14 protein-coding genes are annotated in these 14,406 nt (G+C 54.3%); 6 read left to right on the top strand and 8 right to left on the bottom strand.

The window, feature by feature from the left end:
* Positions 1 to 91: 91 nt before the first annotated feature.
* From rplD to rpsJ, 3 genes are all read right to left on the bottom strand, one after another.
* Positions 92 to 736, bottom strand: coding sequence for a 50S ribosomal protein L4 (rplD, locus tag J7I43_RS01555; RefSeq protein ID WP_209142548.1), 645 nt, complete (start codon positions 734 to 736; stop codon positions 92 to 94).
* Between the two features lies 1 nt (position 737).
* Positions 738 to 1,361, bottom strand: coding sequence for a 50S ribosomal protein L3 (rplC, locus tag J7I43_RS01550; protein ID WP_209142546.1), 624 nt, complete (start codon positions 1,359 to 1,361; stop codon positions 738 to 740).
* 216 nt (positions 1,362 to 1,577) lie between these two features.
* Positions 1,578 to 1,883, bottom strand: a complete 306-nt coding sequence (gene rpsJ / locus J7I43_RS01545; protein ID WP_012789286.1) for a 30S ribosomal protein S10 — start codon at positions 1,881 to 1,883, stop codon at positions 1,578 to 1,580.
* 222 nt (positions 1,884 to 2,105) lie between these two features.
* Here rpsJ and J7I43_RS01540 point away from each other — a divergent pair, with 222 nt between their 5' ends.
* Positions 2,106 to 2,885, top strand: coding sequence for an energy transducer TonB (locus tag J7I43_RS01540; RefSeq protein ID WP_209142544.1), 780 nt, complete (start codon positions 2,106 to 2,108; stop codon positions 2,883 to 2,885).
* Between the two features lie 61 nt (positions 2,886 to 2,946).
* On the opposite strand, the gene J7I43_RS01535 is transcribed toward J7I43_RS01540, so the two are convergent.
* Positions 2,947 to 3,546 (bottom strand): outer membrane beta-barrel protein, encoded by a 600-nt coding sequence (locus J7I43_RS01535; RefSeq protein ID WP_209142542.1) that lies wholly within the window; start codon positions 3,544 to 3,546, stop codon positions 2,947 to 2,949.
* A 198-nt stretch (positions 3,547 to 3,744) separates the two neighbouring features.
* Between J7I43_RS01535 and J7I43_RS01530 the strand changes: the two genes are divergently transcribed.
* Positions 3,745 to 4,860 carry a PQQ-dependent sugar dehydrogenase gene (locus J7I43_RS01530; RefSeq protein ID WP_209142540.1) on the top strand — a complete coding sequence of 372 codons (1,116 nt, stop codon included), beginning with the start codon at positions 3,745 to 3,747 and terminating at the stop codon, positions 4,858 to 4,860.
* 84 nt (positions 4,861 to 4,944) lie between these two features.
* On the opposite strand, the gene fusA is transcribed toward J7I43_RS01530, so the two are convergent.
* A complete protein-coding gene (fusA, locus tag J7I43_RS01525; RefSeq protein WP_209142538.1) occupies positions 4,945 to 7,089 on the bottom strand; it encodes an elongation factor G in 2,145 nt (714 codons plus the stop codon).
* Positions 7,090 to 7,749: 660 nt separating this feature from the next.
* On the opposite strand from fusA, the gene J7I43_RS01520 reads away from it, so the two are divergent.
* From J7I43_RS01520 to J7I43_RS01505, 4 genes are read left to right on the top strand one after another with little or no spacing between them, the layout of a single operon-like run.
* Positions 7,750 to 8,256: a T9SS type A sorting domain-containing protein gene (locus tag J7I43_RS01520; RefSeq protein ID WP_209142536.1), complete on the top strand. Its 507-nt coding sequence runs from the start codon at positions 7,750 to 7,752 to the stop codon at positions 8,254 to 8,256.
* Between the two features lie 16 nt (positions 8,257 to 8,272).
* Positions 8,273 to 9,430, top strand: coding sequence for a type IX secretion system outer membrane channel protein PorV (gene porV / locus J7I43_RS01515; protein WP_209142534.1), 1,158 nt, complete (start codon positions 8,273 to 8,275; stop codon positions 9,428 to 9,430).
* An 18-nt stretch (positions 9,431 to 9,448) separates the two neighbouring features.
* Positions 9,449 to 9,841 (top strand): hypothetical protein, encoded by a 393-nt coding sequence (locus J7I43_RS01510; RefSeq protein ID WP_209142532.1) that lies wholly within the window; start codon positions 9,449 to 9,451, stop codon positions 9,839 to 9,841.
* Positions 9,842 to 9,846: 5 nt separating this feature from the next.
* Positions 9,847 to 12,885: a collagen-like protein gene (locus tag J7I43_RS01505; RefSeq protein ID WP_209142530.1), complete on the top strand. Its 3,039-nt coding sequence runs from the start codon at positions 9,847 to 9,849 to the stop codon at positions 12,883 to 12,885.
* Between the two features lie 106 nt (positions 12,886 to 12,991).
* Here J7I43_RS01505 and J7I43_RS01500 read toward each other — a convergent pair whose 3' ends face one another.
* From J7I43_RS01500 to rpsL, 3 genes are all read right to left on the bottom strand, one after another.
* The gene (locus J7I43_RS01500; RefSeq protein WP_209142528.1) at positions 12,992 to 13,363 is read right to left on the bottom strand and encodes a hypothetical protein; all 372 of its coding nucleotides are present in this window, start codon (positions 13,361 to 13,363) and stop codon (positions 12,992 to 12,994) included.
* Between the two features lie 87 nt (positions 13,364 to 13,450).
* A complete protein-coding gene (gene rpsG, locus J7I43_RS01495) occupies positions 13,451 to 13,918 on the bottom strand; it encodes a 30S ribosomal protein S7 (RefSeq protein ID WP_209142526.1) in 468 nt (155 codons plus the stop codon).
* A gap of 32 nt (positions 13,919 to 13,950) precedes the next feature.
* Positions 13,951 to 14,331, bottom strand: a complete 381-nt coding sequence (gene rpsL, locus J7I43_RS01490; RefSeq protein ID WP_026751391.1) for a 30S ribosomal protein S12 — start codon at positions 14,329 to 14,331, stop codon at positions 13,951 to 13,953.
* Positions 14,332 to 14,406: the final 75 nt, after the last annotated feature.

Genomic DNA, 14,406 nt, shown 5'->3' with positions numbered 1-14,406 from the left:
TCAGACGGGACCTTACGGTCTCATCTGTTTCTATTTTGTCGCCGCCCCCGGGTCTTACCCCGCATCACGGCGCTTTGTTTACTTAAACTATTTACCCTTCTACCACGTCGGCCTCTTCTGTGAAGATCTTCGCCGCGCTTTCGGTGAACACCAGGAAGTTGCTGTTCATGATATCGTAAGTATTCACGTCGCTCAGCACGGTGCTGTCCACAGTCGGGATGTTGCGCAGTGACAGGTATACGTTATCGTTGTACTCGGGCAATACCACCAGGGTTTTTTTGCCGGCAACGTTGATGTTCAGGTTGCCCAGGATAGACTGGAACTGCTTGGTCTTAGGAGCGCTCAGGTTGATGTCTTCAACGATGATGATGCTGTTTTCCTTAGCCTTGGTGGAAAGCGCGGAGATCTTCGCCACGTCTTTCACCTTACGGTTCAGTTTGATATCGTAACGGTGAGGTTTGGGACCGAAGATGGTACCACCGCCTTTATAAAGCGGGTTACGGATGTTGCCTTTACGGGAACCGCCGGTACCTTTCTGTTTGTGCAGCTTGCGGGAAGCACCTTTCACCTCTGCACGCGTTTTTACCTTGTGCGTACCCTGACGCTGGGCGGCCAGGTACTGTTTTACTGCCAGGTAGATCACGTGGTTGTTCGGCTCTACGCCAAAGATCTCTTCGGGGAGCTCGATGGTACGGCCGGTTTTCTTACCTTCTATATTTAAAATGTCAAGTTGCATGTTACTTCTGGATTAAAACGATTGAACCAATGTGGCCGGGAACGGAACCACTTACCAGGATATAATTCTTCTCAGGGAATATCTTAACGATCTTCAGGCCTTTCACTTTCACTCTTTCGTTACCGGTCTGGCCAGCCATACGCATACCCTTGAATACACGGGAAGGATAAGAAGAACCGCCCACGGAACCGGGAGCGCGCTGACGGTCGTGCTGACCGTGCGTAGCCTCGCCCACACCGGAGAAACCATGACGTTTTACAACACCCTGGAAACCTTTACCTTTGGAAGTACCCACAACGTCGATCGTCTCACCTTCAGCGAATATATCGCAGGTGAGCGTTTCACCCAGGGCTTTAGCCACGGATGCATCCGGATTACGGAATTCAGTAACGTAACGTTTAGGGGAGGTTTGTGCTTTCGCGAAGTGATTTTGTTCAGCTTTGGTGGTGTTCTTTTCTTTCTTCTCACCAAATGCTACCTGAACAGCGTCGTACCCGTCGGTGCTCTGGGATTTCACCTGGGTAACCACGCAGGGACCGGCTTCGATAATGGTAACGGCGGTCTGTTTGCCGCTGGCCTCGAAGATGCTGGTCATGCCAATCTTTTTACCAATAATACCTTTCATTGTGTTATATAATTTAGCCCAGCGCCTGAGGGATCTCTAGCTATCCTCAGGATGAGCGGTTTAAATGCTATTGGGCGGTTACCCGGAAGGCGTAACCTATTGTTGATGCTGTCGTCATAAAACAACCCCGGGCGGGCTTCCTATCTCGCAGTTCTCCGTCCTTTCAACGGCCAATGAAACTTCTGCTCGATTGCCCACCCTGCTGAGGCCCTTCTCCTACGCTTTGATCTCCACCTCTACGCCGGAAGGCAGGTCGAGCTTGCTCAGCGCGTCCACCGTCCTGGAAGACGAAGTGTAAATGTCCAACAAACGCTTATGCGTACACAGCTGGAATTGCTCACGCGCCTTTTTGTTAACGTGCGGAGAACGCAGTACCGTAAAGATTTTCTTCTCTGTAGGTAAAGGAATAGGACCTGTTACCACGGCACCCGTGTTACGCACGGTTTTAACGATCTTCTCGGCAGATTTATCCACCAGGTTGTGATCGTAGGACTTCAGCTTGATTCTAATTCTCTGAGACATATGCAATGAACTTCTTCTTTATTACCCCTCAATTTGGGAGGGCAAAGGTAATCTTTATTTTAATTGCGACAAATAATTTTAGAGGATATTTTCCAGGGATCATTGACTTTTTGCCGCCCTTTCCATAGTTTTATACATGCCCCGGCTTACGCCCGCAAGGTAACTCTTTTATTTAACCTTTTTATTTCCAGTCATTTAACCGGCCTTTTCTCCCTTTCCGCCATGCAAATCACCCTCGCCGCCATATTTCTCTTTTTTTCTCTCTCCGCCCTCGCCCAACAGCAGGATTCCATCCCACGCGAGCCCGATCCCGGATTTTACGAGAACATCCAGGCAGATCAGCTGCCCCAGTTCCCCGGCGGGCCGGACAAACTCCGCCTCTACATCGCCAGCCACCTCGTGGTGCCCTATATCCTTCTCGAAAACGATACCATCGTAACCGTTATCGTCGATTTCGTCGTGGAGCATACCGGCGAGATCAGCAATGCCCGCATCCGCACGCCGGGCTTCCGGCAGCTGGACCGGGAAGTGATCAACCTTTTCAGCAACATGCCCCCCTGGCAGCCCGGTTACCTCAACCGTAAACCCGTGAGCCTCAACGTGTCTATGCCCATCAACGTAGACCTCGGCAATACCAAACGCAAACCCTACGACGTGCCCACGCCCGAGCTTGGCAATCTGCCGCAATACCGCGGCGGCGGCCAGGCCCTCGCCTATTTTATCCGTAAAAACATGCGCTACCCCGCCGAAGCCCGCAAAGCCGGCATCGGCGGCGCCGTTATCGTAGAGTTCCTCGTTATGTCCAACGGCACCGTCGGCAACGCCGGCACCCTGGGAGACGTGATCGGCTACGGCCTGGAAGAAGAGGCCGTCCGCATCGTGGAGAAAATGCCCCGCTGGATCCCCGCAAAGCTCGACGGCAAGCCCGTTACCGCCAAACACAAGGTGATCGTGCGCTTCGAACCGCCCCGCTCCACCGCGCAAAAAACGAAAACGGACTGACACCCGCCTCCATGGCGCGTATCAGCCCGTTCCCGGGAGTATATTCCCAACTTTTCAGGTACTATTTGCTCATGTCAGACTGTATCTGCTGCTTCATTTTGCGGCCGGGCAAATAGATTTGGAATCCAAGGTTCAGCCCTACCCTGTGCGCAGTAGTGGAACTGCCGAATCCTACCGTGAGGTCGTATTTCAGCAAGGCTTCCAGCGCAATGTTGGGCGTGATGAAATAAGCCAGTCCCGGCCCGAAACCGACGCCAAGACCGTTGGTATTCGTGCTGCTGCCGCCGTCCACGTCTACGTTCACGCCATTTACGCCTACGTTGGCTTCCAGGAACCAGCGGGTTTTATCCATCACCTCGATACTTTTGTCCCGGATATAATACCGGCCGAAAGCACCCACGCCGTAAGTAAAGGTAGTGGACCCGTTGCCGGTGGTAAGCCCCAGGTCTACCTTGGGACCGATAGCCAGGTCGTCTTTAATAAACCATCCCGCCTGTGGCGACAGGTTCAGGCTGAAGGTACTGCCGCCGTCCTGGAATGTACCGCCGATATTAGCCAGCTGGGCGCCTACCAGCACATTCCCCTTTTGCGTTTGTGCTTTAATGTTGGTCGAAAATAACATGCCTGCCAGGATGAGGGTTAAGTAACCGATTTTCTTCATGGTAAATTGTTTTTGATGTTTTTTGCTTGCAATGAACATTCAAGGGCATGTGGGATAACAGGATATGGTTGATTATGAATACAATAGCTTTAAGTTTTAACATCCTCGCCACGAAAAGGTTGACTGCCCGGTCCTTTTTTTTAGGCTGGCAGACAATTTGTTGCTTTTTATGATGTTTTCTTATATAAATCTGCCGCTATGAAACCACTGGCCATATCAACCTTCTTCCTGTGCCTTCTCGGCATCGGCCTCGCCTGTAAAAAAAGTTCGAACAATAATCCCCCGCTGCCGGAAGAAGACCCGGACTGGCCGGCGGGTAAAGTGAGGGTAGTGCTGGATAACGGTATTTCCCGCCCCTGGGAGATCCTCTGGGGGCCAGATAACCACATTTGGATGACGGAAAGAGGCGGCAAGATCAGCCGGGTAGATCCCAAAACCGGTGAGCTGAACCCCCTGCTCACCCTGCCAGACATCGTGGCCAATGGCGAAGGCGGCCTGCTGGGTATGGTATTGCACCCTGATTTCGCGCAAACACCGCATGTGTTCGTGGTGTACAACTACGGCAATCCGTATAAGGAAAAAGTGGTGCGTTACACTTACCAGAACGGCGCGCTTTCGCAGCCAACGGTGATCATCGGCAACATCCCCGCGGCGGGCATTCACAATGGTTCGCGCCTGGTGATCGGGCCGGACCGGAAGCTCTATTACACCACCGGCGACGCCAGCACCGCCTCCAACGCGCAAACGGACGCATCGCTGAGCGGCAAGGTGCTGCGCCTCAACCTGGACGGCAGCATACCCGGCGATAATCCCGTAGCCGGCAGCCCCGTCTGGAGCCGGGGGCACCGCAATCCGCAGGGGCTGGTGTATGTGAACAACATCCTGTACGCTTCCGAGCATGGCGCGGGTGTGGAGGATGAGGTGAATATTATAGAGAAGAACCGCAACTATGGCTGGCCAGATGTGGAAGGGCCCTGCAACGGCGGGGAGGTGAATTTCTGTAACGCCAACAATATAAAACAACCTATCTGGAGCACGGGCAACGGCACTTTCGCGCTTTCGGGACTGGATTATTATAACCATGACCGCATTCCGCAATGGAAACATTCGCTGATACTGGTAAGCCTCAAAAACGCCACACTCTACCAGCTGAAACTCTCTGCAGACGGGCAAACGGTGAGCGGTTCCAAAAACTATTTCGTCAACCGGTTCGGCCGCCTGCGCGACGTATGCGTGTCGCCGTACGGCCGTGTGTACATCTGCACGGATACTTCACCCGGCAAGATCATCGAGGTGAGCGACCCAGAATCGTGAAGGGGGATGAAAAAATCTAGTCACAAAAAAAGCCCCGGCATACGCCGGGGCCTTTTCTTATTTCTATCTATCAACTTGTGCTGATTAGGCATTCACTTTACCTTTCACCTTAGCCACCACTTCTTCAGCGATGTTATTCGGTGCGGGGTTGTAGTGAGAGAACTCCATGATGGAGGTAGCGCGGCCGGAAGACAGTGAACGCAGCTGCGTTACGTAACCGAACATTTCGCTCAGGGGCACTTTGGCTTTGATCACCTGTGCGCCGTTGCGGCTTTCCATACCTTCCAGCATACCGCGGCGGCGGTTCAGGTCGCCCGTTACGTCGCCCATGTACTGGTCGGGAGTGGTTACTTCTACCTTCATGATAGGCTCGAGCAGAACCGGTTTGGCTTTACGGCCGGCTTCACGGAAGGCGGATTTGGCGCAAAGCTCGAAAGACATTGCATCGGAGTCCACCGCGTGGAAGGAACCGTCGAACAAACGCACTTTCAGGCTCGTGAGCGGGAAGTTAGCGAGAACGCCATTATTCATGGACAGTTCGAAGCCTTTCTGTACCGCGGGGATGAACTCTTTCGGGATAGAACCGCCGAAGATGTCATTTACGAACTGGAAGGATTTGCCTTCGTTTTCTTTCAGCCATTCTGCGTCAGCAGGGCCGATCTCAACCTGGATGTCTGCGAATTTACCACGGCCACCGGTTTGTTTCTTGAATACCTCGCGGTGTTCAACGTTTTTGGTGAGCGCTTCTTTGTAAGCAACCTGGGGAGCGCCCTGGTTAACTTCCACTTTAAATTCGCGGCGCATACGGTCTACGATGATCTCCAGGTGGAGCTCACCCATGCCGCTCAGTACGGTCTGGCCGGTTTCTTCGTCGGTTTTCGCTTTCAGGGTAGGATCTTCTTCTACCAGTTTTGCGATAGCCATACCCATTTTATCAACGTCCGCCTGAGTTTTAGGCTCGATGGCGATGTGGATCACGGGCTCGGGGAAAGACATGGATTCGAGAACGATCGGATGATCTTCCGCGCACAATGTGTCACCGGTTTTGATATCTTTAAAACCAACAGCAGCGCCGATATCGCCGGCTTCGATGAAGTCGATCGGGTTCTGCTTGTTAGCGTGCATCTGCATGATACGGCTGATACGCTCGTTTTTGCCGGTGCGGGTGTTCAGTACGTAAGAACCACCGTCCAGGCGGCCGGAATACACCCGGAAGAACGCGAGACGGCCCACGAAGGGGTCGGTAGCGATCTTGAACGCCAGGGCTGCGAAAGGTTCTTTCGCGTTGGGGTGACGCTCGATTTCCTCGCCGTTGTCCGGGTTGGTGCCTTTTACAGCCTCAACGTCCATCGGGGAGGGCAGGTAGCGGCAAACGCCGTCCAGCATTTTCTGAACGCCTTTGTTTTTGAAGGAAGAACCGCACATCATCGGGATGATCGCCATGTCGATAGTGGCTTTGCGGATCGCTTCATGGATCTCGTCTTCGGAGATGGAATTGGGGTCTTCGAAGAATTTCTCCATCAGTTTGTCGTCGTATTCAGCAACCGCCTCAACGAGTTTCGCGCGCCATTCTTCGGCTTCGTCCTTCATATCGGCGGGAATGTCGATCTCCTGGTAAGTTGCGCCTTTACCTTCTTCGTCCCAGATGATACCTTTCATGGTGATCAGGTCTACCACGCCTTTGAAGCTGTCTTCAGCGCCGATCGGCAGCATCAGGGGAACGGGGTTTGCGCCGAGCATTTCCTTCACCTGTTTTACCACGTTCAGGAAGTCTGCGCCGGAGCGGTCCATTTTGTTAACGAAACCAACGCGGGGAACGCGGTATTTGTTCGCCTGGCGCCATACGGTCTCAGACTGGGGCTCAACACCGGATACGGCGCAGAACAGCGCAACCAGACCGTCGAGTACGCGCAGGGAGCGCTCTACTTCCACGGTAAAGTCCACGTGACCCGGGGTATCGATGATGTTGAATTTATATTGTTTGGTATCTGGCGTATTCTTGCCCTGGTTGGTCGGGAAGTTCCAGAAACAGGTGGTAGCAGCAGATGTGATGGTAATACCTCTCTCCTGCTCCTGGGCCATCCAGTCCATGGTAGCTGCCCCTTCGTGAACCTCACCGATTTTGTGGGTCTTCCCTGTATAATACAGGATACGCTCTGTGGTAGTGGTCTTACCGGCATCGATGTGCGCCGCAATACCAAAGTTTCTTTGAAATCTTAAGTCTGCCATAAAAGTAAAATGACTATAAGTAATGCAATTTGGGGGGCAAAGGTAATCATTATTTATCAATAAATAAAGCCGATATTCTTTGCATAATTGTTAAATATCCACACGCTTGACATCCAGGCCGGCAGCTACCTCTTTACAAGGATTCCCGGCATTTTCCGGAACAAATTTACGCCATGCATTGTTAGAATGTCATCGAAATCCAACCGCCCGTCACGGCAAACCCGCCAAAAATGAAATGAAGGTTTCCCCGGTGACGGTCTGTAATTACATTTGCGTTGTTAAATTTTGGACCCCGATTATGTTAACACACTATCTATTGACCGAATAAGCGATAAAATGGCCGGGCAGAACCGAATACATGCCCCGGCAGGCCGTTTGTAACGGTTTTAACGATCAACGACCCGGTACCGGAAAGATCGAGAGCCGGTTGCTAACCAAAAGACCGGCGCAGTGCAGTAACCATTTCCCCGGGCGCGCACCCCGGGCTGAACGCAGCATTATTCCTTGCCTACAGCCCGTTTATTGTCATTCTCCAATGAAAGTTATGCCGCGAAATCTGCATCCAGGGATTTCATTGCCATGATTTTCAGGTTTTCGCGCAGTAAATCCTGCGTATGGCTCTGTATTGCGTTTTCTTAACCATCACATAACCATTCATGTATGAAACATTGTTCTACCAAACTCTTGCTGATGGCGGTTTTCCTCGCCCTCGCCTGGATGCCGGCCCGTTCCCAGCTCGTGCTCGTGAGAGAAGTGGTGGCCAGCAGCGGCGGATCGGGCCCGGCCGGCAACATCCTGCTGGATTACACCATCGGCGAGCCGGCCGTGCTCACGCTTCCCGGCAGCGGCCTGATGCTTACCCAGGGCTTTCACCAGCCCGAAGTGATCCCCAAACCGGCCCAGGGCGCCAACCCCGTTATGGATTTCATGCTTTTCCCCAATCCTGCGCTCACTACCGTCAGGATCTCCTTTAACCTCCTTACAGACGCCACCGTTGTGTTCATGCTCATGAATACCGCCGGCCAGGTGATCTACCAGGACGTAAAGGTGTACGGGGCCGGCAAGATCACCATCCCCACTCCTGTAGATAAGCTCGCATCGGGCATCTACACGGTCATCTTTAAGGTGAACGGGCATGTTTTCACCGAAAAACTCATTGTTCAGTAGCCTAAAACAGATCACCATGAAGCATTTGATCATGATCGCACTTGTGACCCTCGCGGCCGTGCATCCGTTGATGGCGCAAAAAACCCAGCAAAAGCAGCTGAATGTCGGCGCGTCTTTCCTGCTCGTTAACCCCGATGCCCGTACCAGCGGCATGGGCGGCGCCGTTACCGGCGCAGAGCCGGACGCCAACAGCATATTCGGCAACGCCGCCAAGCTGCCTTTCGCGGGGGATTGGGGCGTGAGCGCGTCCTACGCCCCCTGGATGTTCGACCTCAACGATCAAAAAACGCATATGGCCTACGTTTCCGCCTTCAAAACCTTTGAAGAGCAGCAAAGCATCGGCCTTTCCGTTAAATATTTCAATTACGGCGACGTTACCTTCCGCGACGAAAACGGCATGGAACTGCAGCAGTACCGGCCCAAGGAATACGCCATCGACGCCACTTACGCCCGCAAGCTCGGCGAAAAATTCAGCCTGGCAGTGGCCCTGCGGTATATCCGTAGCGAAATGGGCTCCGGCACCTTCAACGGCCAGCAGCTGCAGCCGGCCAACGCCGTGGCGGGAGATGTGGGCCTGTATTACCAGGGCTTCGCCAACCACATCGAAGGCGGCAACCGCTATTGCTGGGGCGTGAGCTTTACCAATCTCGGCTCCAGGCTGCGATATTCGGACGATAATACGAAGAAGACCTTCCTGCCCATGAACCTCCGCATCGGCGGCGGGTATTCCTTCGTGCATACCGAAGACCACACCTTCACCCTGGCCGCGGACATCAACAAGCTATTGGTGCCCACCCCGCCCATTTACAAGCTGGATATCAACGGCATGCCCACCAGCGAGATCGAAAAGGGGAAAGACCCCAACCGGGGCGTGGCGGATGCCATCTTTTCCTCCTTCGGCGATGCACCCGGCGGGTTCCAGGAAGAGCTGCGCGAATTTTCGATCGCCGGCGGCATAGAATACAACTACCAGCGCAAGTTTTTCCTGCGCACGGGGTATTTCTATGAACATCCTGACAAAGGCAACCGCCAGCATTTCACCGCGGGCATCGGGGTGAATATCCAGGGTTTTGAAGTGGACATGGCTTACCTCATGCCCACCGGTACCAGTCAGCTAAGAAGGAGAAGCTTCAACTTCACGCTGATGTATTCGCCTTTTAACAGAAACAACTAACCTCACAAACACCTCAATATGAAAGCATTATTCCTATTCATCTTCTTTGCGGCGCTCGGCATGCATTCCGCCAGCGCGCAGCAAAAAACGAGGGACATCCTGTTCCCCAATTACGCCTCCGACCAGGCCAAACTCAAAGAAAATTCGCTCCCGCTTTCTGTAAGGCCCGTTGAGGCCACGCTTGCCAACCGGGAAGCGATCAGGGCGTACATATTTTCCAATACCAGCAAAGCCGCAGGCGGCAGTTCGGCCCGCCCCGTCAGCAAAACGGCGCCGGCCACGCTGCCTTCCGCAAAATCCGCTGAAGATGCAGGCAAAGAGATACAGGCGGAGCGCGAAGCCCTGAAAGCAAAAACCATCGTTCCCAAAATTGACCAGGGCGCGGAAAACAGCCCCAAACCCAAAAACTGAGCACTATGAAAAAAATACTATTCCTAGCCATAACAATGCTGCTGCTGATCACGCAGGAGAGTTTTTCGCAGAACGGGATGTCTGGCTTTAACTACCAGGCCGTAGCCCGCAACACCAACGGCACCGTGCTAGGCAACCAGCCATTGACGGTGCGGTTCACCATCCGCGGCGGTTCCGCCGCCGGCCCGGTTCAATACCAGGAAACTCATAACGTAAACACCAATAACCTCGGCCTTTTCAGCTTGCAGGTAGGCCGTGGCACGCCCGTGAGCGGCACTTTCGCAGCCGTTCCCTGGGCGAACGCCAACCAGTTCCTGCAGGTGGAAGTAAATTCCGGCAACGGTTTCGTGGCACTGGGCGCCAACCAGCTGATGAGCGTTCCCTTTGCACAATTCTCCGCTAACGGCGTTGCCGGCCCCGCAGGCCCTGCTGGCCCTGCCGGAGCAGTTGGCCCTGTTGGTCCCGCCGGTGCAGCTGGTCCCGCTGGCCCTGCCGGCCCGGTTGGCCCCGTTGGTCCCGCCGGCGCGGTAGGTCCCGAAGGTCCTGTTGGCCCGGTTGGTGACATTGGCCCTGTTGGTGCCGTTGGCCCTGTTGGCCCGGCTGGCGCGGTAGGTCCCGCCGGTCCTGCCGGCGTTGCAGGCCCTGCAGGCCCCGCTGGTCCGGTTGGCCCCGTTGGTCCCGCCGGTGCGGTGGGCCCTGCCGGCCCTGCCGGCGTTGCAGGCCCGGTTGGCCCGGTTGGTCCCGCCGGTCCTGTTGGCCCCGTTGGCCCTGCGGGCGCCCTTGCCGGCCCTGCGGGTGGCGACCTGGGCGGTACTTATCCCAATCCGTTGGTAGTGAAAATACAAGGCAGAGGCGTTACGAACGTAGCGCCTGTTGCAGACCAGGTGCTGAAGTTCAACGGCGTTGACTGGGCGCCCGCCACCATCCCCGGCGGCGGCGGTTTTACGCTTCCTTATATCGTGACCGAAAACAATGCGGGCACGCTGTTCTCCATCACCAACGATGGCGACGGCACATCCGTTGAAGGCGTGAACAACACGACCACTTCCAACATTGCGGCTGTGAGAGGGATCGTAAGCAGCACCAGCCCGGGCGGGTTCTCCGCGGGCGTAAGAGGCATCAACAACGGCACCGGCGGCCTTGGCGTAGGCGTTTACGGCTCGCAGAACGGCTCCGGGTGGGGCGTTTACGGTACTACGCCCAACGGCCTGGGCGTATACGGCAATGCCAGCGCGAACGGTTACGGCGTATATGCGAACAGCAATACCGGCACGGGTCTTAATGCCACCAGCAACAACGGCATCGCTGCGAACATGTCTATCTTCAATAACGCCAACAACAATAGCGTACTGGTTGCCAATACAGTAGGCAATGGTACGGTTGTGAACGTTACCACCACAGGGAACGGCGCGGGCGTACGCAGCTCTACCGTCGCTGGTTTTGGCGTGCATGGCATTACCAGCACACAAACTTCTGCGGGCGTGGTAGGCGACAACAACGGCGGTGGGGAAGCGGTGGTAGGCCGCACTACCAGCGATATCGCGGGTGCGGTGGTAGGCCGCAACGATGGCGGCGGTTATGGCGTGAGGGGTTTTATAGCCACCAACACAGCCGGCACCGCCATAGGCGTGCTCGGGCAGGTGGGGTTGAATAACAGCACCGGCCGGGCGGGAAGATTCGAGAACTTTAACGCGACCAACACCACGGGCAATACGCTCGAGGTAGAAACCAACGGCAACGGCAATATTCCCGACAATACCCAGGGCAACGCAGCTTCGTTCCTGGTAAACAATACCAACAGCGTGGCCGCCGCGGTGCGGGGTGAAGTAAAAACCATCTTCGGCAATTTCGGCGCGGCCGGCATCTTCGGGATATCTTCCGGCACCGGCGGTTTCGCGGGCCTGTTCCACTCTTCCAACGTCAGCGGCAATGGCCCGGCAGTAGTGGCGATCCAGGACGGCAACGGCAATGCTATCACCGCTAATGCCAGTAAAGACGGGAATGCAGTTGAAGCCAACATAGACGGGGCCGGCAACGCGTTGTACGCCTGGGTGCCTTCTTTCGCGACCGGCAGGGCGGGTCGTTTTAACAACTTCAATGAAAATAACACCAGCGACGTTGTTACCGTCACCACTATCGGTAAAGGCATTGCCGGCAATTTTAAGGTAGACAATATTACTGCCACCGTCCCCGCAGTGCGCGGTGAGGTAAACTCGCAGTTCGCCAACTTCGGCACAGCCGGTATTTACGGGATATCTTCCGGCACCGGCGGGTATGCGGGCCTCTTCCACGCCAGCAACCCTGCGGGTAACGGTCCCGCGCTGATCGCCATCGCAGACGGCAATGGCAACGGCATCACCGCCAATGCAAGCAATACCGGCGATGGGGTGGAAACCACGGCAGACGGCACCGGCAGCGCTATTTATGCCTGGGTTCCTAACTTCGGTAATGGCAGGGCCGCCCGTTTCGTGAATTACAATACCGGAAACACCAATCCTGTGCTCACCGTGGAGCAGCATAGCAACGGCTCCATCGCCGTGTTCAGATCCGGTAACCCCGGTTCCGTGAACGTGGCCCGCATCAACTCCGCCGGCCGCGGTTTCTTCAACGGAGGCACGCAGAACAGCGGCGCCGACCTTGCTGAAACATTCGATGTAACCGGCGACCTTTCCGCTTATGAGCCAGGCGATGTGATGGTGATCTCCACTTCCACCGACCGTACCATGGAAAAATCCGCAGAAGCATATTCCACCCTGGTAGCCGGCGTTTATGCGACCAAACCGGGCGTGCTGCTCACGGAAAAAGAAGGCGTGGAAGATATTACGGATATGGTGCCGCTGGGCGTGGTGGGCGTAATACCCACCAAAGTGTGCGACGAAGGCGGGCCGATCAAACGCGGCGACCTGCTGGTTACCAGCAGCAAACCGGGTTATGCGATGAAGGCCGATCCTTCCAAAGTGAAAACCGGCCAGGTGCTCGGGAAAGCCTTGCAGGAGCTGGCTTCAGGCACCGGGAAAATCAAGGTACTCGTCAACGTTAAATAGTGTTGAAAAACCGGGTACGCCGGTCGTAGACCGGCAGACATACTTTTGTTATCAAAGGTATATGTCTGGTTTTGTGAGGGGGCTGTTCCATCTGGAACGGCCCTTTCTATTTTTGGGAGCCGAAGAAATATTCGCGGTACGTGTGGAAGAACTCCGTAAGCGTGATAATAATAAAGACGTGCATAAAATCATTGTCGCGGAACCTGTCGAAAAACGACCACCAGAGCGGGTAATGGTACAGGCAGATAAAGATGGTATAAAGTGCGAAGCTGGCGGCGAGACGGGTGCGCACCCTGTTGAAACCTAACGGTACGCTGCAGCATTTTACGATAAGATAGCTGATAGTGAACAGGCAGCCGGGAAGATACGCCCCGAAAGCGTAATCATCGCGGAGAAAAAAACTGAGGTCGAAATAAAGGGCTGCGGCGGTGCTTACGATCACCACGGGTATAAGGGTAGCTTTTAGGTACGGGGACATAAGGTGAATATACAAAAAAAGCGAACATCCTCCGGAATCCGGAGGATGTTCGCTGAGTTATATGCATCCGCCAAAGGCGGGAATGTACTAAACTTTGAAGTGGGAGAAAGCTTTGTTCGCTTCAGCCATACGGTGGGTGTCTTCTTTCTTTTTGAAAGCGGCGCCTTCACCTTTGCTGGCTGCAACGATCTCGTTTGCCAGTTTCTCTGCCATGCTCTTACCGTTTCTTTCGCTTGCGTAACGTACCAGCCATTTGATGCTCAGGGATACTTTACGGTCTGCGCGAACCTCGGCGGGGATCTGGAAGGTAGCGCCACCGATACGACGGCTGCGAACTTCTACGGCAGGCGTAACATTCGTTAATGCTTTTTTCCAGATTTCGTAGCCATTTTCGTTGGTGATCTGGCTAACGCGGTCTACCGCGTCATAGAAAATTTTATAGGCAATGCTTTTTTTGCCCTGCTCCATGATGTTATTCACGAAACGGGTTACCAGCTTGTCCTGGAATCTTGGGTCCGGAGCCAGGGGTAATTTTTTCGCAGCTTGCTTTCTCATTTATTAGAAAAATTGTAACTATTTATAATTGATTATTTCTTAGCCTTTTCCTTTTTGGTACCATACTTGGAACGGCTCTGCTTCCTGTCTTTCACGCCTGCAGTATCCAGGGAACCACGTACGATGTGGTAACGAACACCCGGAAGGTCTTTCACCCTGCCGCCGCGGATCAGTACGATGGAGTGCTCCTGCAGGTTGTGGCCTTCACCCGGGATGTAAGCGATCACCTCTACTTTGTTCGTCAGGCGCACTTTGGCTACCTTACGCAGAGCGGAGTTAGGCTTTTTAGGGGTGGTAGTGTACACACGGGTACATACGCCACGACGCTGAGGGCAAGCATCCAGCGCTCTGGATTTGGACTTGGCCCGGATAATTTCTCTTCCTTTTCTTACTAATTGTTGTATTGTAGGCATTCTTACCTATTTTATATTTTTCTGCTTGTTTACAATCACATCCAAATAGCCCATTGTGAGAATTTGGGAGGGCAA

The sequence above is a fragment of the Chitinophaga chungangae genome (assembly GCF_017742215.1).
Taxonomy (GTDB): domain Bacteria; phylum Bacteroidota; class Bacteroidia; order Chitinophagales; family Chitinophagaceae; genus Chitinophaga; species Chitinophaga chungangae.
The sequence above is the reverse complement of the archived record's forward strand: the minus strand, read 5'-3'. Positions and strand labels throughout refer to the sequence as shown.

Excerpts from the sequence above, each read along its gene's own strand:
- rplD (WP_209142548.1), bottom strand. The coding sequence starts at position 736 with ATGCAACTTGACATTTTAAATATAGAAGGTAAGAAAACCGGCCGTACC.
- rplC (WP_209142546.1), bottom strand. The coding sequence starts at position 1,361 with ATGAAAGGTATTATTGGTAAAAAGATTGGCATGACCAGCATCTTCGAG.
- rpsJ (WP_012789286.1), bottom strand. The coding sequence starts at position 1,883 with ATGTCTCAGAGAATTAGAATCAAGCTGAAGTCCTACGATCACAACCTG.
- J7I43_RS01540 (WP_209142544.1), top strand. The coding sequence starts at position 2,106 with ATGCAAATCACCCTCGCCGCCATATTTCTCTTTTTTTCTCTCTCCGCC.
- J7I43_RS01535 (WP_209142542.1), bottom strand. The coding sequence starts at position 3,546 with ATGAAGAAAATCGGTTACTTAACCCTCATCCTGGCAGGCATGTTATTT.
- J7I43_RS01530 (WP_209142540.1), top strand. The coding sequence starts at position 3,745 with ATGAAACCACTGGCCATATCAACCTTCTTCCTGTGCCTTCTCGGCATC.
- fusA (WP_209142538.1), bottom strand. The coding sequence starts at position 7,089 with ATGGCAGACTTAAGATTTCAAAGAAACTTTGGTATTGCGGCGCACATC.
- J7I43_RS01520 (WP_209142536.1), top strand. The coding sequence starts at position 7,750 with ATGAAACATTGTTCTACCAAACTCTTGCTGATGGCGGTTTTCCTCGCC.
- porV (WP_209142534.1), top strand. The coding sequence starts at position 8,273 with ATGAAGCATTTGATCATGATCGCACTTGTGACCCTCGCGGCCGTGCAT.
- J7I43_RS01510 (WP_209142532.1), top strand. The coding sequence starts at position 9,449 with ATGAAAGCATTATTCCTATTCATCTTCTTTGCGGCGCTCGGCATGCAT.
- J7I43_RS01505 (WP_209142530.1), top strand. The coding sequence starts at position 9,847 with ATGAAAAAAATACTATTCCTAGCCATAACAATGCTGCTGCTGATCACG.
- J7I43_RS01500 (WP_209142528.1), bottom strand. The coding sequence starts at position 13,363 with ATGTCCCCGTACCTAAAAGCTACCCTTATACCCGTGGTGATCGTAAGC.
- rpsG (WP_209142526.1), bottom strand. The coding sequence starts at position 13,918 with ATGAGAAAGCAAGCTGCGAAAAAATTACCCCTGGCTCCGGACCCAAGA.
- rpsL (WP_026751391.1), bottom strand. The coding sequence starts at position 14,331 with ATGCCTACAATACAACAATTAGTAAGAAAAGGAAGAGAAATTATCCGG.